This is a genomic window from Sphingobium sp. CR28 (genome assembly GCF_052327305.1).
In the GTDB taxonomy this organism is placed as follows: Bacteria; Pseudomonadota; Alphaproteobacteria; order Sphingomonadales; family Sphingomonadaceae; genus Sphingobium.
In genome coordinates this window covers 2,842,086-2,861,573 of the sequence record NZ_CP182486.1, presented here as the reverse complement: position 1 = coordinate 2,861,573, position 19,488 = coordinate 2,842,086, and the positions used below count along the sequence as shown (strand labels likewise).

The window sequence follows — 19,488 nt, the reverse complement described above, 5'->3', positions numbered from 1 at the left end:
GATGCCGTTTCCGGAAGATATGCCCGCGGCCGGCGCACGCGGCAAGCGGGGCGGATCGGTAACTTATTGAGCAGGCGAGGCGCTGAACGCGAAGATGGTGCGGCTCTTGAAGGTCTGGCCGGGGAGCAGCGTGGTGCTAGGGAAATGCGGCCGGTTCGGCGAGTCAGGAGCGTGCTGGGTTTCAAGCGCGACACCGGCCCGCAGCGGATATTTTACGCCGCCTTTCATCAGACGATCCGTGCTGATGAAATTGGCCGTGTAGAGCATCACACCCGGTTCGGTGGTGTACATATGCAGCGTCCGGCCAGATGCGGGATCGCTGAGTTCCGCCGCTTCCGCCACCGTGCCAGGAATTGTGGAATTACGCAGGATATAGTGGACGTTGTAGCCGCGGTTCTGGACCATCTGCGGGTCCTTGGCGTCGATATCCCGCCCGATGAGTTTGCCGGCAGAAAAATCGAACGGTGTCCCGGCGACCTTGCGGATCTCACCGGTAGGCGTGTTGTCCGGCTCCGCATCCATATAGAAATCGGCGCCGAGTTTTAAACGCTGGTCGAGAATGTTGCCATTCCCTGCGCCCTTCAGATTGAAGTAGCTGTGGTTGGTGAGGTTTACGACGGTCGGCTTGGTCGTGGTCGCCGAATAGTCGATCAACAGACGATTGTCGTTGGTCCAGACGTAAGTGACGCTGGCGCGCATCTCGCCTGGAAAACCCTGATCGCCATCGGGGCTGAGCAGCGAGAAGCGCACGCCTTCGCCTTCGCTGGTGCGAACCTTCGCGCCTTTCCACAGCCGCGTGCCGAAGCCTTCCGGTCCGCCATGCATGCTGGAGTTTCCGCGACCGGCCGTTGTAAGCTTGTATTCCTTGCCGCCGAGCTTGATCGTGCCGCCGACGATACGGTTGGCATAGCGGCCGATAACGAGACCGAACTGCGGCGAGTTATTGGTGTTATAGTCGGTCGGCTTGTCGAACCCGAGCACAACATCCGCCAGCTTGCCCGCGCGATCCGGCACCCAAATTTCCGTCACCGCCGCGCCCAGCTCCATCACGGAAACATGGGCGCCTGAAGCATTGGTCAAGGTGAAGCGGTGGACCGGCTTGCCATCCTGCATGGTGCCCCAAACCTCGTCCTTGATGGCGGCTGCCGCCTCGCCGGTCAGGACCATCGAAGAACAGGCGAGCGCGATGAAAAGCGAAGCGAAGCGGGTCGGCGTCATGAACGATCCATCAATGAAAAGGGGGAGGCAGTGCCTCCCCCAGGTTGGGTATCAGAAGCGGAAGCGAACGCCGGCCGTGAAGTAGCGGCCGATCGGATCGTCACCATTGGTAACCGGCACGAAGAAGCCCGGCACCGTGCTGGGGGCACCGACACCCACGACCGGATAAGGATCCTGATCGAACAGGTTCTGCACTGTCACGAAAAGTTGTGCCGACATGTCGTTGGCCGCTTTCAAACGGTAGGACAAGGTCATGTCCGTATAGGCACGGGCGGCAACGCGAGGCGCATCGAAAACCAGCGTCGGATCGCTGCTCCGGCGCGTTGAGTTATGCCACCGCTCCTGCAGATTGATCGAGAAGTTGTTGATATCATAATTGATGAAGCCGGTAATGCGAACCGATGGCAGGCCCGCTGCGCCCGCGCGGTTAAGCGTCGGCGAACCCGGGAAGTTGGATTGCTCCAGCTTGGGCTGCCAGGCAAGGAGACCCCGCAGGTTGAGGTTACCTGCGCCCAACGTCGTGTTGTAGTTCGCTTCCGCGTCGATGCCGCGCGTGTACAGCGTCGCCAGATTCAACGAGCGCGAGAAGGCGCGGGTCGGGAAGTTGGCGGGGCTGCGATCAGCAAACGGCAGCGGACGAGAAATCAGGTCGCACAGCACCGAGGTGCCGTTGCTGGTTTCGCACTCGCGCTGCACCGATGCGTTGCTGCCCGACACGCCGCCAATCGCGTTCTTCATTCTGATCTGGTAGTAATCGACCGCGAGGCTGAAGCCGGGCAGCCAAGCCGGGCGATAGACGCCGCCGACCGTAAAGGTCTGCGCGACTTCTGGCACCAGATTGGGGTTGCCAGCGCTTTCAACCGGCACCGTAGCGGTGATGCCACCCGTGTGCAGATCGTTGAAGCCCGACGGATTGACGTTCACCGGTGCGTAGAGATCGTTCAGGTTAGGTGCGCGAATGTCACGCGAACGCGTAGCGCGGAAGCGCAGTTCGTCATTCAGGTGCCAGTCGAGACCGACCTTCCACGTCTTCACGCTGCCGCTGGTGTTGTAGTGCGTGTAACGGCCGGCAGCGTTGAGATTCAGCGACTTGGCGATCACGAAGTCGGACAGCAGCGGAATATCGACCTCGACTGCGCCTTCGGAAATCTTCTGCTGCCGATTGCGCTGGTCGCCCACCACGTTCGACGCGTAAAGCTGGGTGTTAGCAGTGCAGTTTCCGAAACGAAGACCCGTGCAGTTCAGGCGCTCGGTCGGCTGCGCATCGCTGACGAGATCCATCTTGAGGACGCGATATTCGCCGCTCAGCGCCATACGGACGGGGCCGGCCCAGGTATTGAAGACGTCGCCCGAGATGCTGCCGGCGAGATCATCCATCGTGTTCTTCAGGCGGAAATAGGTATCCTGCAGAACATAATCCTGCATTTCCTTGGTGATGGTCTTCTCGCCGAACGGGTTCATAGGGACGCATCCGGGGTAGAGGCCCGGATTGGTCAGCGTGACATTACAGACGATCTGTCCGTTCGGCGCCCGTACCGCATCCAGCGCGGCATAGAGCCGACCCAAGCTCATATTGGCAACCGTCGCCACGCGCTGCCTGGACTGGCTATGCGAATAGGCAATATCCCAGTTGAATGTGCCGAGCCGCCCTTCTAGCCCGGCCTGAGTGAAGTAGCTCTTGATCCAGGCGGTCGGCGTGAGACGCGGCACCTCCGTCATCTGCTTGGCATAGCGGAACGTCGTTTGACCTGCCGCCGCCATCGCATCGCGATATTCCTGGGGCAGGAACGGGTTGCTGGCCGACATCGCCAGGTTGTTGATGACGTTCTCTTCCTTAGAGAACTGGTTGAACGACTTGGTGCCGCTCGCATGCGCATAGAAGTGGACGCTATCGCTCACATCGAAGTCAAAGCGGGCATAAGCCTGGCTCGACCGCAGCGATGCCTGCAAGGTGGAATCGTAGAACGTGCCGTCGCCGCCGCTCTCGACGCCAGACGAACCGGTGGGCGTGCCGTGAGCAAAGCGACGCAGCGTGTTGTTCGGGCCGCCGAAAACGAAATCATTGTAGGGGCCGCTGCCGCCCACGACCGTGTTCGGCATATTTTTGATGATACCGAAGCGGCTGAAGTTGGTGAGGCGCGTGTCGGTGACGACGCGGTAGGGATTGGCGGCGGTGCCGGCGCCCTGAGTGGAGTAGACCCTGCGGCCATATTCGCGGCTCAGCTTGCTATCGATGCCTTCGGAATCATAATGCTCGAGGCTGGCCTCGAAGTGACCGCGGCCATCGAACAGATCTGTGCCCCATGCCCCGCCAATGCGGTAGGAGGCGTTGTCATTTCGCCCGGAAAGACCGCCCTGGACATTGACCTTGAAGCCGTTGAACTTGCGATCGATGACGAAGTTAACGACGCCGGTGATCGCGTCCGAGCCGTAAACCGCGGAAGCGCCGCCGGTCACCACGTCCACGCGCTGGATGAGCAGCTGCGGAATGGTGTTGATGTCGATCAGGTTGTCGGTCGTCGTCGGCGGGAAGCGCTTTCCGTCGAACAGGATGAGCGAACGACCAGCGCCCACGTTACGCAGGTTCAGATAGTTACCGGAGAAGTTGCGCTCTGCAGCGCCGAAGCTGGATTGGTTGTTAGAGCCAGAGAACACCGGCAGCTTGTTGAGGCCGTCCGGAATGTTGGAAGGGGCGACATTCTGTAGCTGCTCGGTGGAAACGACCGTCACGGGCGAAGGCGAGTTATTGCCGTTGGTGATGACGCGCGAACCGGTGACCACGATCTGCTGATTGGAGTCATCAGTTGCATTCGATTGCGGGAGGCTGGCAGCCCCTGCCGCGGCGCCTGCGGACTGGAGAGCGCCGGCCGTCACGGCAACGGCTGCGTTGCCGGAATGGGCCGGAGCCGCCATGTTCTGCGCGAGAACGAACGTCCGCCCGTCAGTGGAGGTCGCGCGGAGACCCGTGTCGCTCAGCAGGCGATCCAGAGCCTCGTTCACCGGCATGTTGCCCCGAACGGCTGCGGTGCGCAGTCCACGGATCATACGCTCGCTGGCAATGATCTGAACGTCGGCCTGACGCGCAAGCTCAGGCACGCCGCTCGACGCCGCCTGGCTGGAAATGTCGAATGTCCTGACCTGGCCTGGGGCGGGCGCCGCAGTCACGGCCAGCGAGGCCGCAGACGCATAAAGGCCCGCAATAACTAGATTGATCGCCATCAGATTCCCCTCTTCAAAATGAGCCATTTTCCATGGTTCTCATCCGGCAAGATGGGCGGCCCGCGCCTTTCCGTTGAGGAAACAGAAATAATTCCTAGCCGGAACGATCTGTTGCAACGCGGCCACAGTCCCAGGTGCGGGTGGCGGGCGAATGCACGGATGGCCTAAGTGATTTGCCTGTTGTGTTGCGCCGCCGATCTCGCTTTAGCCAAACGCTGTCGGTAGCTGATTGATTTCGCTCCGAACGAGATGGAGATGACCAATGAAGACCCGTGCCGCAGTGGCATTCGAAGCCAGGAAGCCGCTGGAAATCGTCGAGCTGGACCTTGAAGGCCCGAAAGCCGGCGAAGTCCTTGTCGAGATCATGGCGACGGGCATCTGCCACACGGACGCCTACACGCTCGACGGACTGGATAGCGAAGGCATCTTCCCAAGCGTGCTGGGCCATGAAGGCGCGGGTATCGTGCGCGAAGTCGGCGTAGGCGTCACCAGTGTGAAGCCGGGCGATCACGTCATCCCCCTTTACACGCCGGAATGCCGCCAGTGTAAGTCGTGCCTCAGCGGCAAGACAAACCTCTGCACCGCGATCCGCACGACGCAGGGCAAGGGCCTGATGCCGGACGGCACCACGCGCTTCAGCTACAAGGGGCAGCCAATCTTCCACTATATGGGCTGCTCGACCTTTTCGAACTTCACTGTGCTGCCCGAGATCGCAGTGGCGAAGATCCGCGAGGACGCCCCCTTCAAGACAAGCTGCTACATCGGTTGCGGCGTCACCACGGGCGTGGGTGCGGTCGTGAACACGGCCAAGGTGCAAGCCGGCGAGAATGTTGTCGTGTTCGGCCTCGGCGGGATCGGCCTCAACGTCATTCAAGGCGCGAAACTTGTCGGCGCGGACCGCATCATCGGTGTCGACATCAACCCCGACCGTGAGGAATGGGGGCGTCGCTTCGGCATGACGCACTTCCTCAACAGCAAAGGTCTGTCGCGCGAGGAGACCATCGCGAAAGTGCTGGAACTGACTGACGGCGGTGCCGACTACAGCTTCGACGCGACGGGGAACACCGAAGTGATGCGCACCGCGCTCGAGGCGTGCCACCGCGGCTGGGGCACCAGCATCATCATAGGCGTAGCCGAGGCGGGCAAGGAGATCAGCACGCGGCCCTTCCAGCTTGTCACTGGCCGCAACTGGCGTGGCACCGCGTTCGGCGGGGCCAAAGGCCGCACCGATGTGCCCAAGATCGTCGACTGGTACATGAACGGCAAGATCGAGATCGACCCGATGATTACCCATGTCCTTACCCTCGAAGAGATCAACAAGGGCTTCGACCTCATGCACGCCGGCGAGAGCATCCGCTCTGTTGTGGTCTATTGACGAACTGAACCGGGGAACGAGAGAAATGGCCACTGAACACGCAGATGTGATCATTGTCGGCTCCGGCCATGGCGGAGCGCAGGCGGCGATCGCACTGCGGCAGCGGGGCTTCACTGGCTCGATCATGGTCGTCGGGCGGGAAGCGACCCTGCCCTATGAGCGGCCGCCGCTCTCAAAGGAATATCTGGCGCGGGACAAGCCGTTCAAGCGCATTCTGATTCGCCCGGCGGCGTTCTGGCAGGAACGCAACATCACTTTCCGAACGGGCAGTGTCGCGACCGCTGTCGATGCAGACGCTCACCGTATCGATCTCGACGACGGTCAGTCCCTCTCCTACGGAAAACTTATCTGGGCGGCGGGCGGCGATCCCCGCCGGATGACCTGCTCCGGCGCTGATCTCGCGGGCATTCACTATGTCCGCGACAAGGCGGATGCCGACCGGGTGATGGCAGAGCTGGATGGCGGCGCGCGGCAGGTTGTCGTAATCGGCGGCGGCTATATCGGGCTGGAAGCGGCGGCCGTGCTGACCAAACTGGGCTGCACTGTCACGCTCGTCGAGGCGCAGGACCGGGTCCTGGCACGGGTTGCCGGGCCGGAGCTTTCGGCATTCTACGAAGCGGAGCACCGCGCCAAAGGCGTTACGATACTGACCGGCCAAGCGGTCGACTGCATCACAGGCAATGGCACGCGCACGACCGGCGTGCGCCTCCACAATGGGGAGGTTTTGCCGGCCGACATGGTCATCGCAGGGATCGGCATTGTTCCGGCAGTTGCGCCCCTGCTCGCGGCGGGTGCGCAGGGCGGGAACGGCGTGGACGTGGACATATACTGCCGCACGTCCCTGCCAGATGTGTACGCAATCGGCGACTGTGCGGCCCATGCCAACAGCTTCGCGGGCGGCGCGGCCATCCGGCTGGAGAGCGTGCAAAATGCGCATGACATGGCCGCCACGGCGGCTGCGGACATTTGCGGCAACCCCACGGCCTATCATGCGATTCCGTGGTTCTGGTCCAACCAGTACGACCTCAAGCTGCAATCCGCGGGCCTGAATCTGGGCCATGACAGGCATGTGCAACGCGGCGATCCTGCAACGCGCAGCTTTTCCGTGGTCTATCTGCGGGAAGGCCGCATCATATCCATCGACTGCGTCAACGCGATGAAGGACTATGTGCAGGCGCGCAAACTCATTGAAGCCGGGACGCTTATGGATGCCGAAAGGATCGCAGATCCCGGCGTGCCGCTGAAGGACGCGGCGGTAGAAACGGTGAGTTGAACAGACGCCTTTTTGAGCCATTGACCGGCTGAGGCGGGCTGCGTATAGCGCCCGCTCCGGCCCGCATGACGGCGCCGGCCCTGCCCGGAGCAACCGACCGGGCGCCATGGGGCGGAGTAGCTCAGCTGGTTAGAGCAGCGGAATCATAATCCGCGTGTCGGGGGTTCAAGTCCCTCCTCCGCTACCACTTTCCCAGATGATTTCCTGTTGGCCTGAAGGTCGCTCGGTTACCCGCGAAACTTATACTCGGCGATCGGTGCCCACGGCTCGCCCTCATAGTGCCAGCAAGCAAGGCCTGAAATACCGAGAGAACGAGGCTGGAAATCGGCTGCCAGCGTGGCGGCCGTTTCTCGCGCTGTCTGGGCCGACACCTTGTTCTGCACCGTAATGTGCAGACGCGTGTTCCCCGCATCCTGAGGAGTCAGCAGGCCGTGGAATCGTTCCGCGATTTCCGCCCGGATCGCCAGCAGATTGGGACTATCGACATGGAAGGCGACACCACCGCCCAGATTGAGCAGTCGGTCGATCCGAGCGGCCGGGGGCTTTGATTGCGTCAGATCAGCAAGCAGCGCCCTGAGCTCCCGTTCGCCAGAGGGAGGCAAGTGGTGAAACAAGGTGATATGCGCAGACACCCGATTGCGCTCGGGCGGGAACCAGCGCCGTCTCAAGTCATCCGCCCAGGCGAAGTCTGCCGGAGTCATCGTCGCCGTGACGATGATCGGACCGTCGGCTGCCGCCATGTTCAGGCGTTGGCCCTGGCCCTCGCAGGATGCGCCTGCACCCATTCCAGAACGGGCTCAGGCGCGGTGGCGCCATAAGGATCTTCGTCCGTGCCGCAGTCATTGCAGCCCGGCTCCACGAACATCTGCGAAATCACGCCATCGTCGATCACCATGGCGTAACGCCAGCTACGAAAGCCGAAACCCAGATGATCCTTGTTGATCAACATGCCCATCCGGCGGGTGAAATTGCCCGACCCATCCGGCAGCAGCTTCACGTTCTTCACGCCCTGCGTCTTGCCCCACTGGTACATGACGAAGGCATCATTGACGGAAATGCAGGAGATATCTTCCACGCCAGCGGCGAGAAAGGCACCGTGCAGCGCCTCGTAGCCGGGCAACTGACTGTTCGAGCAGGTCGGCGTGAACGCACCGGGCAGCGAAAAGACGACATGCCGCCCCTTGGCGAAAAGCTCGCCCGTCTGAACATCCTGCCAGCGGAACGGATTGGAGCCGCCAACAGTCTCATCGCGCACGCGCGTCTTGAGGCAAATATCCGGAACCTGCTGCCCGATCATTCTATTGCTCCTTGCGTCGTGCGAATTTGCGCTTCCCTAGCATCGGCACCGGGAGCTCCGGAAGCGAATTGCACATGATAGGTGTCATCCGCCATCCGTAGAGGGGTTGGACCACTGCGCTTTTTCCCCTGTTCATCGTCGCGGTGGCGCTTTTTGAAATCTGGTTCGAGCATCAGCAGGCCGCGAAGGGCTGCTAGGCTAAGATCTATTCGATCTCGCCACGCGCTCTGCGGATCTTGAACCAGTCCCGCACATTGCGATTATGCTCTTCGAGCGTGTTCGCAAAAATATGCCCGCCCTTGCCATCGGCAACGAAATAGAGCGCCTTGGTCGCCGCGGGATTAAGCACGGCGTCGATGGACGTGCGGCCCGGATTTGCGATCGGTCCCTTGGGCAAACCGGTCATCGCATAGGTGTTATAGTCATTCACCGCCGTGATTTCGGATCGCCTGATGCGCCGACCAAGCGGTTTGCCCTTAGTGATCGGATAGATGATCGTCGGATCCGCCTGAAGCATCATGCCGGTGCGTAACCGGTTCTGGTAGACGCCCGCGACGATCGGCCGCTCAGCCGCGATTGCGGTTTCCTTCTCGACGATGCTGGCCAATGTGATCGCCTGTTCGGGCGTCTTCACGACGATGTCCTTGCCGCGCTTTGCCCACGCCTGCGCGAGATAGCCGCTCATGGCCTTCTGCATCCGCGCCAAAACGGCGGCCCGGGTCTCGCCCTTCTTGTAAGCATAGCTGTCCGGCAGGACGGAGCCCTCCGCCGGCACGGGGACGGTACCAGTCAGCTCCTTATTCGCCATCAGTCGCTCATGCACGAGAATGGACGGCATGCCTTCAGGAATAGTGACGAGGTGATTGACGGTCTTCCCGCTCTGCAGGAGCGCGAGAATATCCCGATTGCTGACCCCTTCCGGCAGCACATATTCGCCGGCCTTAATGGGTGCATCGCTGCCGAGAACCCGCGCCCGCCGGAGGAAGGAGCCGTCCGAACGGATCGCGCCCAATTTCTCCAGCTGACGCGCCGTTCCGCGCAGCGTCGATCCCTCAGCCACCACGATGGTTGCCGGTCGCTCAAGAGGCCCCTGCGCCGTCCAGCCATGCAGGAAATCGACACTGATGAGCGCCAGGGTCGCCAGAGCCACAAGCAGGACGAGGCATCCGACCCGGCGCATGAGAGTGTCAGACCGCCTTCATGACCAGCGACGCGTTCGTTCCGCCAAATCCGAAGCTGTTATTGAGCACAGCTCGGATTTTCCGTTCCTTCGCCTTATGGGGAACGAGATCGATGCCCGCGCAATTCTCGCTGGGATTGTCGAGATTGAGCGTGGGCGGCGCGATCTGGTCCCGCAGCGCCAATATGCAGAAGATCGACTCAACCGCGCCTGCGCCGCCAAGCAGATGCCCGATCGCCGACTTGGTCGATGACATGCTGACGCCGTCGATCGCCGAGCCGAACAGACGACGCACCGCGCCGAGCTCCAGCTCGTCACCCAGCGGCGTCGAGGTTCCGTGGGCGTTGATATAGTCGATGTCTTCCAGCGCGAGACCGGATTTCCGCACTGCCATTTCCATGGAGCGGAATGCGCCCGAGCCTTCGGGGTGCGGCGCAGTGACGTGATAGGCGTCGCCAGACAGGCCATAACCGACCACTTCGGCATAGATCTTCGCGCCCCGTGCCTTCGCCCGCTCATATTCTTCGAGCACGACAACACCGGCGCCCTCGCCCATGACGAAACCGTCGCGGTCCTTGTCCCACGGGCGACTTGCACGCCATGGCTCGCCGCGGAAACCCGTGGAAAGCGCCCGCGCCTGACCGAAGCCGGCAATGCCGATCGGACAAATCGTGCTTTCTGCGCCGCCCGCAAGCATCACGTCCGCATCGTCCATCGCGATCATGCGCGCGGCGTCGCCAATGGAATGTGCGCCGGTCGAACACGCGGTAACCACAGCGTGGTTAGGACCCATCAGGCCATATTTGATGCTGACCTGACCCGAAATCAGATTGATGAGGCGACCATGGACGAAGTGTGGGCTGACACGCCTCGGCCCCTTCTCCGCCAACACCAGCGATTCGCTCTCGATACCCGGAAGGCCACCAATACCCGAGCCGATCGAGCAGCCGGCGCGATAGCGCTCTGCCTCAGGCATATCGGTGAGGCCGGCATCCTCCAGGGCCTGACCGGCAGCATCGATACCATAGACGATGAACGGATCGACCTGACGCTGAATCTTGTGATCGACGCGCTTGCTCGCATCGAAGCCATATTCATGCGTCGCCGGTTTAACCTCGCAGGCATAGTTGCTCTGGAAATCGGTGGCATCGAACCGCGTGATGGTTCCCGCACCAGATTTACTCGCAATGATGTTCGCCCAGCTCGTCTCGACATCCGCGCCGAGCGGCGAGACCATACCAAGACCGGTTATGACGACACGACGCATGTCACTCTCCATAAACGCAAAACGGCCCTCCTGTGCCGGACCTTTTTCTCAAAAAGTCCGCGCGCGGAGAGCCGTTTGTTCCTCACCTTACCGCGCGGCCGCAAGCGGCCGGACCGGTCCGGATTACTGCTTGGCCTCGATATAGTCGATCGCATCCTTGACCGTCGCGATCTTCTCGGCCGCATCGTCAGGGATCTCGACGCCGAATTCTTCTTCGAAAGCCATCACCAGTTCAACGATGTCGAGGCTGTCCGCGCCGAGATCGTCGATGAAGCTAGCGTCTTCGGTAACCTTCTCGGCTTCGACGCCAAGATGCTCGACGACGATTTTCTTAACGCGATCCGCAGTCTCGCTCATGAGTGATCCTTTGCTTTCAATCTAAATGTCTTGTCGCTCGCCCTAGAGCCTCAGCGAGGCCCTTGGCAAGAGGGAAGCAGTGGCCAGACGGCCTTCAGATCATCGCCATGCCCCCGTTTACGTGCAAGGTCTGCCCGGTCATATATCCGGCCTCGCGGCTTGCAAGATAAGCAACTGCCGCACCGATGTCAGCCCCCTCACCCAGTGCTCCGGCTGGAATTTTGCCCAATATGGCATTTTTCTGCGCGTCGTTGAGAGCATCGGTCATGGCCGAGCGAATGAAGCCCGGCGCCACGCAATTGACCGTAATGCCGCGGCTGGCGAGCTCCTGAGCGAGGCTCTTGCTCATGCCGATAAGGCCTGCCTTGGAGGCGGCATAGTTGGCCTGACCCGGGTTGCCGGTAACGCCCACCACGCTCGTGATGGACACGACGCGGCCGAAGCGCGCTTTCATCATAGGCTTGGCCGCAGCACGGATAAGACGGAACGCGGCTTCCAGATTCACCTGCTGCACCGTGGACCACTCCTCATCCTTCATGCGCAGGATCAGGTTGTCGCGAGTGACACCGGCATTGTTGACGAGAATATCCAGCTTGCCGCCCAAGGCTTCGAGTGCTTGCGGGACCAGAGCGTCCACCGCAGCGCCATCCGACAGGTCGCAGGGAACAGTGACATGATCGCCGCCCAGCTCCGCCGCGAACGCTTCGAGCTTGTCCACATTGCTTCCAGAGAGCGCCAGTCTCGCGCCCTGCCCGGCCAGCGCCCGCGCGACTGCCGATCCGATGCCGCCGCTCGCACCAGTCACCAGCGCCGTCATGCCTGTAAGATCGAACATCCGTTTTGCTCCTGAAAAAATCAAATGCGCCCGACCAGCGCCTCAATGTCATCCATCGAGATGATGCTCGAGACGGTAGCGTCCGGCGCGATGCGCTTTACCATCGGGCCAAGCACCCTGCCTCCCATTTCGACGAACTCGGTAAAGCCGGCGTCCCACATGGCCGCGATGCTTTCGCGCCAACGCACCCGGCCGGTCACCTGCTCAACCAGCAGGGCCTTGATTGTTGCCGTGTCGGAGACCTGGGCCGCCGTCACATTGGCATAGACCGGCAGGAACGGACCGGGCGAAGCAACCTCGGCGAGTGCGGCGGCCATTGCGTCCGCCGCAGGCTGCATAAGTGGGCAATGGAACGGTGCGGACACAGGCAGCAGCACACCGCGCTTGATGCCGAAATCCTTCACCTGCTCGATGGCACGCTCGATCGCCGACTTGTGACCGGAAATCACGACCTGAGACGGATCATTATCGTTGGCGACGGCACAAACCTCGCCTTGCGCCGCTGCGGCGGCAAGCGCTTCCGCCTTTTCTATGTCCGCGCCGAGGAGAGCCGCCATTGCCCCCTCCCCCACGGGGACGGCAGCCTGCATAGCCTGACCGCGCGTCTTGAGCAGCCGCGCCGTCGTCGTGAGATCGAACGCGCCAGTCGCGCACAAAGCGCTATATTCGCCCAGGCTGTGGCCCGCGACCGCGTGGCCCTTGTCACGCAATACGACATTACCCTCGCGCTCCAGCACCCGCAGCGTGGCGAGCGCATTCGCCATGATCGCAGGCTGGGCATTCTCCGTCAGCGTCAGATCCGCTTCCGGCCCTTCGGTCATCAACCGGAAGAGATTTTGTCCGAGCGCCTCGTCGACTTCGTCGAACACCTCCCGCGCCGCCGGTGAAGCGGCAGCGAGCGCGGCGCCCATGCCGACTGCCTGACTGCCTTGTCCTGGAAAGATGAATGCACGCATAACTGGGCTCTCTCGGCTTGCGCTAGGAAGGTCCAGCGCCCTAGAGCGACCGATGACGGCGCGCAAGCGGGCACGGAGGGCGGCTGACATCAGGCTGGCCGGTCCTGTACCGCGCAGCGCTTGCATTTCGCGCTGCTTTCCGCCATAGGCCGCGCCTTCGCACGGTTTCAGCACGGCTGCCCGCGCGATTTTACTTGGACGACAGCCGGAGGGGTGGTGCGCATGGGGCGCCCATCAGCAATCGGCCAAATACAGGACGCATGAACCATGCCGCAATATGAGCATGTCTTTCTCGCGCGTCAGGACCTTGCCCAGGCACAGGTCGACGCGCTGGCGGAAAACGCCACCAAGATCGTTGAGAACCAGGATGGCAAGGTGACGAAAGTCGAGACCTGGGGCCTCCGCAACCTCGCCTACAAGATCGCCAAGAACCGCAAGGCTCACTATGTGATGCTCAACATCGACGCGCCGGCTGGCGTCGTCGCCGAGCTGGAGCGCCAGACCGCCATCAACGAAGACGTGATCCGTTACATGACGATCCGCGTTGAAGAGCTGGAGACCGGCCCCTCGGTCATGATGCGCAAGAGCGACCGTGGTGACCGGCGTGGTGGCCGTGAAGGCGGCCGCGGTGATCGCGAAGGCGGTCGTGAAGGCCGCGACGGCCCGCGTCGCGATCGCGACGGTTTCGACGGCGAATAAGGAGATATAAGACATGGCACGCCCATTTTTCCGCCGCCGCAAGAGCTGCCCCTTCGCCGCCAAGGATGCGCCGAAGATCGACTATAAAGACGTTCGCCTGCTGCAGGGCTTCGTCTCCGAGCGTGGCAAGATCGTCCCCTCGCGCATCACCGCCGTCTCGGCGAAGAAGCAGCGTGAGCTGGGGCAAGCCATCAAGCGCGCCCGTCATCTGGGCCTCTTGCCCTACATCGTGAAGTAAGGAGCGCTCACTCATGGAAATCATTCTGCTCGAGCGCATCGAGAAGCTGGGTGCGATTGGTGACGTTGTCACCGTGAAGGACGGCTACGCCCGTAACTTCCTGCTGCCCAACAAGAAGGCACTGCGCTCCAACAACGCCAACAAGAAGGTGTTCGAGGCCAACCGCGCCAAGATCGAAGCCGACAACGCCGCGCGCCGCACGGACGCGGAAGGATCGGCCAAGTCGATCGAAGGCAAGCAGGTCGTCCTCATTCGCCAGTCGTCCAACTCCGGCCAGCTCTACGGCTCGGTTTCGGTGCGTGACATCGTCGAGGCTCTCGAAGCCGACGGCGTGAACACCGTCACCAAGGCGATGGTCGTGCTGGAACGCCCGATCAAGACGCTCGGCCTGTTCGACGTCAAGGTCTCGCTGCACCCGGAAGTTTCGGTGGGCATCAAGGTGAACGTCGCTCGTTCGCCCGAGGAAGCCGATCTTCAGAAGGACGGCGTGGACGTCATGGCTTCCATGTTCGAGAAGGACGAGGCTGGCTTCACCGAAGCTTATGATCCCAACGCTGAGCCCGGCACGATTGCAGGCGAAGACAATGCGGATGCCGCTCCGGCCGCCGAGAACGAAGAAGCCTGACGCTTCTGCCCGTTCGGACATATCAAACGAAGGGCTGGTCCGGAAACGGACCGGCCTTTTTCATATCTCCGCACTGCCTCGATCAGGATGACCCGTCATCAGGCTGTCACCCATGGGTCATCGCCATGTCATCCCTGGGTCACGGGCCAGTCACCGACACCGCATAGCAGGGTGCAATGGAGTCCCATATGCCGCACCCACGCATCCTGCGCCTGTCCGCAGAGGAAAAATCACGGATTAAGCTGCTGTTTCTCGCCAAGCACGCCCGTGCAGGCGGCAGCCTGGACCCGGTGGACGGCAGCCATGCCTGCTATCATCACGAGATGCTGACGACACTCCGCGGCATCGGCCTCAGTGTGGAGGCGGGGAACAGTTTCGAGGATCTGTCCGCCACCAAGGCCAATTTCGTCATTCCGCTGCTCAACCGGGCAGGATTCTTCAATAGCGAGATGATGGCGCCGCTCATGTTGGAGCGGATGGGCAAACCCTATCTGGGCGCGCGGCCGATCATCCGCGGCCTATCCGACGACAAGCATCTCATGAAGCATCTGGCGCGAGCGCATGGCGTGGAGACTTGCGATTGGGCCACGTTCCGCGTCGGTCAGGCAGTCGAACGCCCTGCTTTTGCCACCGGGCGATTGATCGTAAAGCCGAACGCCTCCTCCGCGAGCTGGGGCGTGAAGATCGTCGATCATTGGCAGGAAGCGGCGGCGCAGGTCGCCTGGCTGCATGAGAAGGGCCATGACGCGATTGTCGAAATGCTGGTCCCCAGTGTGGACCTCGCCGTCCCGGTGATCGGTGCCGACGGGCCTTGGCTGCTTCCGCCGCTCATCTACCCCAATGGCCTGCGCAGCTATGAGGAGAAGCGCAACCTCGTCGCTGTCGCCGAGGATCCGCTGATCCCACTGGAAAATTCCGCAGTGGAAGCCGAAGTCGCGGACATGACGCGCAAGCTCACCGCCGAGCTCTGGCCGTTCGACTATGGCCGGTTCGAATTTCGCTACGATCCCGCAAGCGGCCGCGTCTCCTTCATGGAAGTCAATCTCAGCTGCAATCTCTGGTCGAAGAAGACGATCTCCCGCTCGGCCGGGCTTTTGGGGATCGATCATGCTTCGCTCGTCGAGACGATCCTCACGCATTCTCTGTTGCGGCAGGGCGTGATCCGCCGGGACAAGATGGTTCTTGCTGCATGAGCAGCCTGTTGCTCCTCGCCGCCAGTCGCGAAGGCGCTCATGATCCGCTGGCTCAGGCTCATGACGTCGGCCACAAATGCCTCGTGCCTGTTGGCGGGGAAGCATTAATCCTCCATCCGCTGCGCGCGGCCCTGGCCGTCCGGGAAATCAAGACGATTTTCATCTCGACAGACGACGGCGAGAGCCTGCGAAAGATTGGCCTCATTGCCCAGGCGGAGCGGCAGGGGCGGGTCAAGATCATCCCGGCTGCGCACAAGCTGGCAGACAGTGTTCTTGCCGCCGGGGCGCTCGCGGATTTTCCGCTGACCATCACCACTGCGGACAGCGCCCTGCTCACCCCCGACGCGCTGCGCCACTTCATGAAAGGGTCGAGCGAGAGTGAAGCGGATGCAACACTGGCGCTTGCTGCTCGCGAAGCGGTGCTTGCTGCTCATCCGGAAGGGCAGAAGCGCTTCTACAGCTTCGCCGACGGCGCCTTCTCGAACTGCAACCTCTACGGGCTGCGGAGCCCCGACGCTCTTGCCGGAGCCAGAGCATTTGCCGGCGGCGGCCAATTTGCAAAGCATCCAGCGCGGATCGCCGCGGCGTTCGGTATCGTCAATCTGGTGCTGTTTCGTCTTGGTCTGCTGAGGCTCGCGGCCATGATGCGGCGCCTGTCACGAGTCTTCGGCGTCTCGATCGAAGCGATCATCATGGCGGATGGCCGCCTGGCCATAGACGTGGACAATGCCCGCACTCACGCGATCGCGGAAATGCTGATCGGGGAGCCTCAACGCGCCGCTGCCTGAGCAAGCGGCCAGCACGGCGGTTATAGGTGCATGAAGTCCCGAGTGAAGCTCCGCATCTGCGCGCCGCCAGCCACCACGATGGTTTGCCCCGTCACGGCGCGCGCGCCGGCAAGGTAGAGCACGGCGTCCGATACGTCGTCGGCAGTCGGCAGTCGGCCAAGCGGCATGTCGCTGGCGATCCTCTCGATCTTCTCGGGATCATAGTCACCCGTTGCGAGCGTGAGCCCTGGCCCTACCGCGTTCACCCGAATCCGTGGCGCAAGCGCGCGCGCGGCAATGCGGGTGAAGCCGGCCAGCGTCATCTTCGCTAGCGTATAAGAAAGCTGGTCCGCATGGGGGTGAACAAGGCGCTGATCGAGAATGTTGATGATCGCCAGATCATCCTCGTTATTCCGTGGTGCTTCCGCAAATGCACGGGTGAGAAGCACCGGGGCACGGGCATTGACCGCGAAATGCGCCTGCAGATCATCCGTCGTCACCGTTTCCAGCCGATCCTGACCGAATAAAGATGCACTGTTGACCAGCAGATTGGGCGGACGCCCGAAATGCTCAGTAATGGCGGGGATTAAACCCTCCGCATCGCCGTCTCGGGTGAAGTCGGCAATGAAACCGGCCCAGTCTGTGCCCGATCGTTCGAATGCATCGGCAAGCTCGGCATCCGGCACCGCATCGCGACTGCCGTGGATCGCAAGCGCATAACCCGCCTCGGCCAGGCGCCCGGCGATCCGTGCGCCGAGGCGGCGGTGCCCCCCGGTAACAAGTGCGAGCGGGGCCGCAGTCATGCGCGTCAATAACCCATCAATTGAAGGACTTCCTTGCGGCTCCGGTCGTCCTCTCTGAAGACGCCCATCATCCGGCTGGTCTTCATCTCGACGCCATGCGTGCGGACGCCACGTCCGGTCATGCAGCCATGCTGCGCCTCTATGACCACAGCGACGCCAAGCGGGTGGAGATTTTCCCAGATGCAGTCCGCGACTTCCGCCGTCAGTCTTTCCTGCACCTGAAGTCGGCGCGCGAACGCTTCCAGCACGCGGGCCAGCTTGGAGATGCCAACGACATAGTCTCCGGGGAGATAGGCAATGTGCGCTTTGCCGGTGATCGGTGCCATATGGTGCTCGCAGTGTGACTGGAACGGTATGTCCTTCAGCAGCACGATCTCATCATAGCCGCCCACCTCATGGAAAATTCGGCTGAGATGATAGGCGGGATCGTCCGCATAACCGGCGCAATATTCCTTCCAGGCGCGCGCAACACGCTTGGGAGTCTCGATTAGCCCCTCGCGCTCCGGATCGTCGCCCGACCAGCGAATGAGCGTGCGGATCGCCTCCTCCACGTCGCGCGGAACGCCGATCTTGCCGGTCTTCTGGTCATGCTCGCTGTCGACCGTGAAATCGGCCATGTCGTGGATCTCCCTGGGCGCCGTCTCGTCAGGCATGGTCATCAACGGCGCCTGGACGGCCATCCGAGATAGGCGGCGATACCATAGGGATCAACCGAGCTAAACGCCTGATTGCCGAGGGAGGCCGTGGACTCGAGTCAGCCGACAAGCGCATGAAAATAATTTCCCGCGCCTCGCCTGCCGTTTACGTTAGGGTAAAGCCATGTTCCCGCGGATTGCCGTGCTTTCATGACGCTGCGGCCATCGCGGACACCTTGTTCATGCCGATCTCACAGGCCATAATGACCGCATGGAACCGGCCCACGGGCCAGTGAGCAAGGCCCGAGCCGGGCCGGAAGCAGGAGAGCGAACGCATGGAAGCCTTCATCTATGATGCCGTGCGCACCCCGCGCGGACGGGGCAAACCGGACGGGTCACTCCACGAAATCACGCCGATCCAGCTCGCCACACAAGCGCTCGAGGCCATTCGGGACCGTAATTCCATCGACACGGCGGATGTGGACGACGTGATCCTCGGCTGCGTCGCCCCGGTCGGCGAACAAGGCACCGACATTGCCCGTCTCGCGGTGCTCAATGCGGGCTTTGCTGAAACCACAGCCGGCGTGCAGATCAACCGCTTTTGCGCCTCGGGCCTTGAAGCCACCAACATGGCGATCGCCAAAGTGATGACTGGCGAAGCGGACTTCGTGATCGGCGGCGGCGTGGAATCAATGAGCCGGGTGCCGATGGGCGCGGATGGTGGCGCCTGGGCGTCAGACCCATCTGTGGCGTTCTCCACCTATTTCGCGCCGCAGGGCATCGGCGCGGACGTGATCGCCACCAAGTTCGGCATCAGCCGCGATGATTGCGATGCCTATGCCGTGGAAAGCCAGAAGCGCGCGGCGACGGCCTGGAGCGAAGGCCGCTTCGCTCGGTCTATCCTGCCGGTAAAGGACGTGATCGGCGAAGTCGTCCTCGACCATGATGAGCATATGCGCCCGGACACCACGATGCAGAGCCTGGGAGCACTCAAGCCTAGCTTCGTCGGCATCGGCGAGGAAATGCCGGGTTTCGACACGATCGCGCTGCTGCGCTACCCGGAGCTTGAGAAGATCAATCACGTCCACCATGCCGGCAACAGCTCCGGCATCGTCGACGGCGCCGCTGCCGTGTTGGTCGGCAGCAAGGCCATGGGCGAGAAATATGGGCTGAAGACGCGTGCGCGGATGAGGGCAATGGGGTCGATCGGCTCGGAACCGCTCATCATGCTGACAGGTCCAGAGGGCATCGCTGAAAAGCTGCTCAAAAAGGCCGGAATGAGCAAGGCCGACATCGATCTGTGGGAACTGAACGAAGCCTTTGCCAGCGTGGTGCTGCGCTACATGCAGGCAATGGATCTCGACCACAGCCAGATCAACGTCAACGGCGGCGCTATTGCCATGGGGCACCCCCTCGGGGCGACCGGCGCGATGGTGCTGGGCACCGCAATCGATGAGCTGGAACGGTCCGGAAAGGGCACTGCCCTCATCAATCTATGCGTCGGCGCCGGTATGGGCACCGGCATCATCATCGAGCGGATGTGAGGGAGCA

Annotated in this window: 20 protein-coding genes and 1 tRNA gene; 9 read left to right on the top strand and 12 right to left on the bottom strand. The window is 62.0% G+C overall.

From position 1 onward, the window contains the following. Nucleotides 1–63: 63 nt before the first annotated feature. Both ACNAOH_RS13870 and ACNAOH_RS13865 read right to left on the bottom strand, forming a co-directional pair. Nucleotides 64–1,218: an aldose epimerase family protein gene (locus tag ACNAOH_RS13870; RefSeq protein WP_443970738.1), complete on the bottom strand. Its 1,155-nt coding sequence runs from the start codon at nucleotides 1,216–1,218 to the stop codon at nucleotides 64–66. Between the two features lie 51 nt (nucleotides 1,219–1,269). After that, nucleotides 1,270–4,437 (bottom strand): TonB-dependent receptor, encoded by a 3,168-nt coding sequence (locus ACNAOH_RS13865; RefSeq protein WP_443970737.1) that lies wholly within the window; start codon nucleotides 4,435–4,437, stop codon nucleotides 1,270–1,272. Between the two features lie 262 nt (nucleotides 4,438–4,699). Here ACNAOH_RS13865 and ACNAOH_RS13860 point away from each other — a divergent pair, with 262 nt between their 5' ends. The 3 genes from ACNAOH_RS13860 to ACNAOH_RS13850 all read left to right on the top strand — a co-directional run bounded on the left by ACNAOH_RS13860 (nucleotide 4,700) and on the right by ACNAOH_RS13850 (nucleotide 7,272). After that, entirely contained in the window at nucleotides 4,700–5,812 is a 1,113-nt protein-coding gene (locus tag ACNAOH_RS13860; RefSeq protein WP_443970736.1) for an S-(hydroxymethyl)glutathione dehydrogenase/class III alcohol dehydrogenase, read from the top strand. A 25-nt stretch (nucleotides 5,813–5,837) separates the two neighbouring features. Beyond that, on the top strand, nucleotides 5,838–7,085 hold the full coding sequence (locus tag ACNAOH_RS13855) for an NAD(P)/FAD-dependent oxidoreductase (RefSeq protein WP_443970735.1): 1,248 nt from the start codon (nucleotides 5,838–5,840) through the stop codon (nucleotides 7,083–7,085). 110 nt (nucleotides 7,086–7,195) lie between these two features. Beyond that, nucleotides 7,196–7,272: transfer RNA gene (locus tag ACNAOH_RS13850), tRNA-Met, on the top strand. Nucleotides 7,273–7,312: 40 nt separating this feature from the next. Here ACNAOH_RS13850 and ACNAOH_RS13845 read toward each other — a convergent pair. The 7 genes from ACNAOH_RS13845 to fabD form a co-directional block, all read right to left on the bottom strand. Further along, nucleotides 7,313–7,825, bottom strand: coding sequence for a 2'-5' RNA ligase family protein (locus tag ACNAOH_RS13845; protein ID WP_443970734.1), 513 nt, complete (start codon nucleotides 7,823–7,825; stop codon nucleotides 7,313–7,315). Nucleotides 7,826–7,827: 2 nt separating this feature from the next. Beyond that, a complete protein-coding gene (locus tag ACNAOH_RS13840) occupies nucleotides 7,828–8,382 on the bottom strand; it encodes a peroxiredoxin (protein WP_443970733.1) in 555 nt (184 codons plus the stop codon). Nucleotides 8,383–8,587: 205 nt separating this feature from the next. Further along, entirely contained in the window at nucleotides 8,588–9,562 is a 975-nt protein-coding gene (mltG, locus tag ACNAOH_RS13835) for an endolytic transglycosylase MltG (RefSeq protein WP_443970732.1), read from the bottom strand. 7 nt (nucleotides 9,563–9,569) lie between these two features. Beyond that, a complete protein-coding gene (gene fabF / locus ACNAOH_RS13830; protein ID WP_443970731.1) occupies nucleotides 9,570–10,829 on the bottom strand; it encodes a beta-ketoacyl-ACP synthase II in 1,260 nt (419 codons plus the stop codon). 123 nt (nucleotides 10,830–10,952) lie between these two features. Then, entirely contained in the window at nucleotides 10,953–11,186 is a 234-nt protein-coding gene (locus tag ACNAOH_RS13825; RefSeq protein WP_443970730.1) for an acyl carrier protein, read from the bottom strand. A gap of 94 nt (nucleotides 11,187–11,280) precedes the next feature. Further along, complete coding sequence (fabG, locus tag ACNAOH_RS13820) at nucleotides 11,281–12,021, bottom strand: 3-oxoacyl-[acyl-carrier-protein] reductase (protein WP_443970729.1); 741 nt, start codon at nucleotides 12,019–12,021, stop codon at nucleotides 11,281–11,283. A 20-nt stretch (nucleotides 12,022–12,041) separates the two neighbouring features. After that, nucleotides 12,042–12,977: an ACP S-malonyltransferase gene (gene fabD, locus ACNAOH_RS13815; protein WP_443970728.1), complete on the bottom strand. Its 936-nt coding sequence runs from the start codon at nucleotides 12,975–12,977 to the stop codon at nucleotides 12,042–12,044. A gap of 267 nt (nucleotides 12,978–13,244) precedes the next feature. Here fabD and rpsF point away from each other — a divergent pair, with 267 nt between their 5' ends. The 5 genes from rpsF (at nucleotide 13,245) to ACNAOH_RS13790 (ending at nucleotide 16,520) form a co-directional block, all read left to right on the top strand. Then, entirely contained in the window at nucleotides 13,245–13,676 is a 432-nt protein-coding gene (gene rpsF / locus ACNAOH_RS13810; protein ID WP_443970727.1) for a 30S ribosomal protein S6, read from the top strand. Nucleotides 13,677–13,689: 13 nt separating this feature from the next. Beyond that, a complete protein-coding gene (gene rpsR, locus ACNAOH_RS13805; RefSeq protein WP_443970726.1) occupies nucleotides 13,690–13,914 on the top strand; it encodes a 30S ribosomal protein S18 in 225 nt (74 codons plus the stop codon). Nucleotides 13,915–13,927: 13 nt separating this feature from the next. Next, nucleotides 13,928–14,539: a 50S ribosomal protein L9 gene (rplI, locus tag ACNAOH_RS13800; protein WP_443970725.1), complete on the top strand. Its 612-nt coding sequence runs from the start codon at nucleotides 13,928–13,930 to the stop codon at nucleotides 14,537–14,539. A 188-nt stretch (nucleotides 14,540–14,727) separates the two neighbouring features. Beyond that, nucleotides 14,728–15,732: a phosphoribosylglycinamide synthetase gene (locus tag ACNAOH_RS13795; RefSeq protein ID WP_443970724.1), complete on the top strand. Its 1,005-nt coding sequence runs from the start codon at nucleotides 14,728–14,730 to the stop codon at nucleotides 15,730–15,732. After that, a complete protein-coding gene (locus ACNAOH_RS13790; protein WP_443970723.1) occupies nucleotides 15,729–16,520 on the top strand; it encodes an NTP transferase domain-containing protein in 792 nt (263 codons plus the stop codon). Before ACNAOH_RS13795 ends, ACNAOH_RS13790 begins: the two co-directional genes overlap by 4 nt. Before the next feature lie 20 nt (nucleotides 16,521–16,540). Here ACNAOH_RS13790 and ACNAOH_RS13785 read toward each other — a convergent pair whose 3' ends face one another. From ACNAOH_RS13785 to ACNAOH_RS13775, 3 genes are all read right to left on the bottom strand, one after another. Beyond that, on the bottom strand, nucleotides 16,541–17,302 hold the full coding sequence (locus ACNAOH_RS13785; RefSeq protein ID WP_443970722.1) for an SDR family oxidoreductase: 762 nt from the start codon (nucleotides 17,300–17,302) through the stop codon (nucleotides 16,541–16,543). Nucleotides 17,303–17,307: 5 nt separating this feature from the next. Next, nucleotides 17,308–17,919 carry a GTP cyclohydrolase I FolE gene (gene folE, locus ACNAOH_RS13780; protein WP_443972151.1) on the bottom strand — a complete coding sequence of 204 codons (612 nt, stop codon included), beginning with the start codon at nucleotides 17,917–17,919 and terminating at the stop codon, nucleotides 17,308–17,310. 226 nt (nucleotides 17,920–18,145) lie between these two features. Continuing rightward, nucleotides 18,146–18,274 (bottom strand): hypothetical protein, encoded by a 129-nt coding sequence (locus ACNAOH_RS13775; protein ID WP_443970721.1) that lies wholly within the window; start codon nucleotides 18,272–18,274, stop codon nucleotides 18,146–18,148. Between ACNAOH_RS13775 and ACNAOH_RS13770 the strand changes: the two genes are divergently transcribed. Continuing rightward, on the top strand, nucleotides 18,273–19,481 hold the full coding sequence (locus ACNAOH_RS13770; RefSeq protein WP_443970720.1) for an acetyl-CoA C-acetyltransferase: 1,209 nt from the start codon (nucleotides 18,273–18,275) through the stop codon (nucleotides 19,479–19,481). The genes ACNAOH_RS13775 and ACNAOH_RS13770 overlap by 2 nt on opposite strands. The last annotated feature ends 7 nt before the right edge of the window (nucleotides 19,482–19,488 follow it).

Bases quoted from the DNA above. Each gene is read 5' to 3' on its own strand.
- ACNAOH_RS13855 (WP_443970735.1), top strand. From the start codon at position 5,838: ATGGCCACTGAACACGCAGATGTGATCATTGTCGGCTCCGGCCATGGC.
- ACNAOH_RS13785 (WP_443970722.1), bottom strand. From the start codon at position 17,302: ATGACTGCGGCCCCGCTCGCACTTGTTACCGGGGGGCACCGCCGCCTC.
- ACNAOH_RS13870 (WP_443970738.1), bottom strand. From the start codon at position 1,218: ATGACGCCGACCCGCTTCGCTTCGCTTTTCATCGCGCTCGCCTGTTCT.
- ACNAOH_RS13840 (WP_443970733.1), bottom strand. From the start codon at position 8,382: ATGATCGGGCAGCAGGTTCCGGATATTTGCCTCAAGACGCGCGTGCGC.
- ACNAOH_RS13825 (WP_443970730.1), bottom strand. From the start codon at position 11,186: ATGAGCGAGACTGCGGATCGCGTTAAGAAAATCGTCGTCGAGCATCTT.
- folE (WP_443972151.1), bottom strand. From the start codon at position 17,919: ATGGCCGATTTCACGGTCGACAGCGAGCATGACCAGAAGACCGGCAAG.
- fabF (WP_443970731.1), bottom strand. From the start codon at position 10,829: ATGCGTCGTGTCGTCATAACCGGTCTTGGTATGGTCTCGCCGCTCGGC.
- rpsR (WP_443970726.1), top strand. From the start codon at position 13,690: ATGGCACGCCCATTTTTCCGCCGCCGCAAGAGCTGCCCCTTCGCCGCC.
- ACNAOH_RS13845 (WP_443970734.1), bottom strand. From the start codon at position 7,825: ATGGCGGCAGCCGACGGTCCGATCATCGTCACGGCGACGATGACTCCG.
- rplI (WP_443970725.1), top strand. From the start codon at position 13,928: ATGGAAATCATTCTGCTCGAGCGCATCGAGAAGCTGGGTGCGATTGGT.
- fabD (WP_443970728.1), bottom strand. From the start codon at position 12,977: ATGCGTGCATTCATCTTTCCAGGACAAGGCAGTCAGGCAGTCGGCATG.
- ACNAOH_RS13860 (WP_443970736.1), top strand. From the start codon at position 4,700: ATGAAGACCCGTGCCGCAGTGGCATTCGAAGCCAGGAAGCCGCTGGAA.
- ACNAOH_RS13770 (WP_443970720.1), top strand. From the start codon at position 18,273: ATGGAAGCCTTCATCTATGATGCCGTGCGCACCCCGCGCGGACGGGGC.
- fabG (WP_443970729.1), bottom strand. From the start codon at position 12,021: ATGTTCGATCTTACAGGCATGACGGCGCTGGTGACTGGTGCGAGCGGC.
- rpsF (WP_443970727.1), top strand. From the start codon at position 13,245: ATGCCGCAATATGAGCATGTCTTTCTCGCGCGTCAGGACCTTGCCCAG.
- mltG (WP_443970732.1), bottom strand. From the start codon at position 9,562: ATGCGCCGGGTCGGATGCCTCGTCCTGCTTGTGGCTCTGGCGACCCTG.
- ACNAOH_RS13790 (WP_443970723.1), top strand. From the start codon at position 15,729: ATGAGCAGCCTGTTGCTCCTCGCCGCCAGTCGCGAAGGCGCTCATGAT.
- ACNAOH_RS13795 (WP_443970724.1), top strand. From the start codon at position 14,728: ATGCCGCACCCACGCATCCTGCGCCTGTCCGCAGAGGAAAAATCACGG.
- ACNAOH_RS13775 (WP_443970721.1), bottom strand. From the start codon at position 18,274: ATGCGTTCGCTCTCCTGCTTCCGGCCCGGCTCGGGCCTTGCTCACTGG.
- ACNAOH_RS13865 (WP_443970737.1), bottom strand. From the start codon at position 4,437: ATGGCGATCAATCTAGTTATTGCGGGCCTTTATGCGTCTGCGGCCTCG.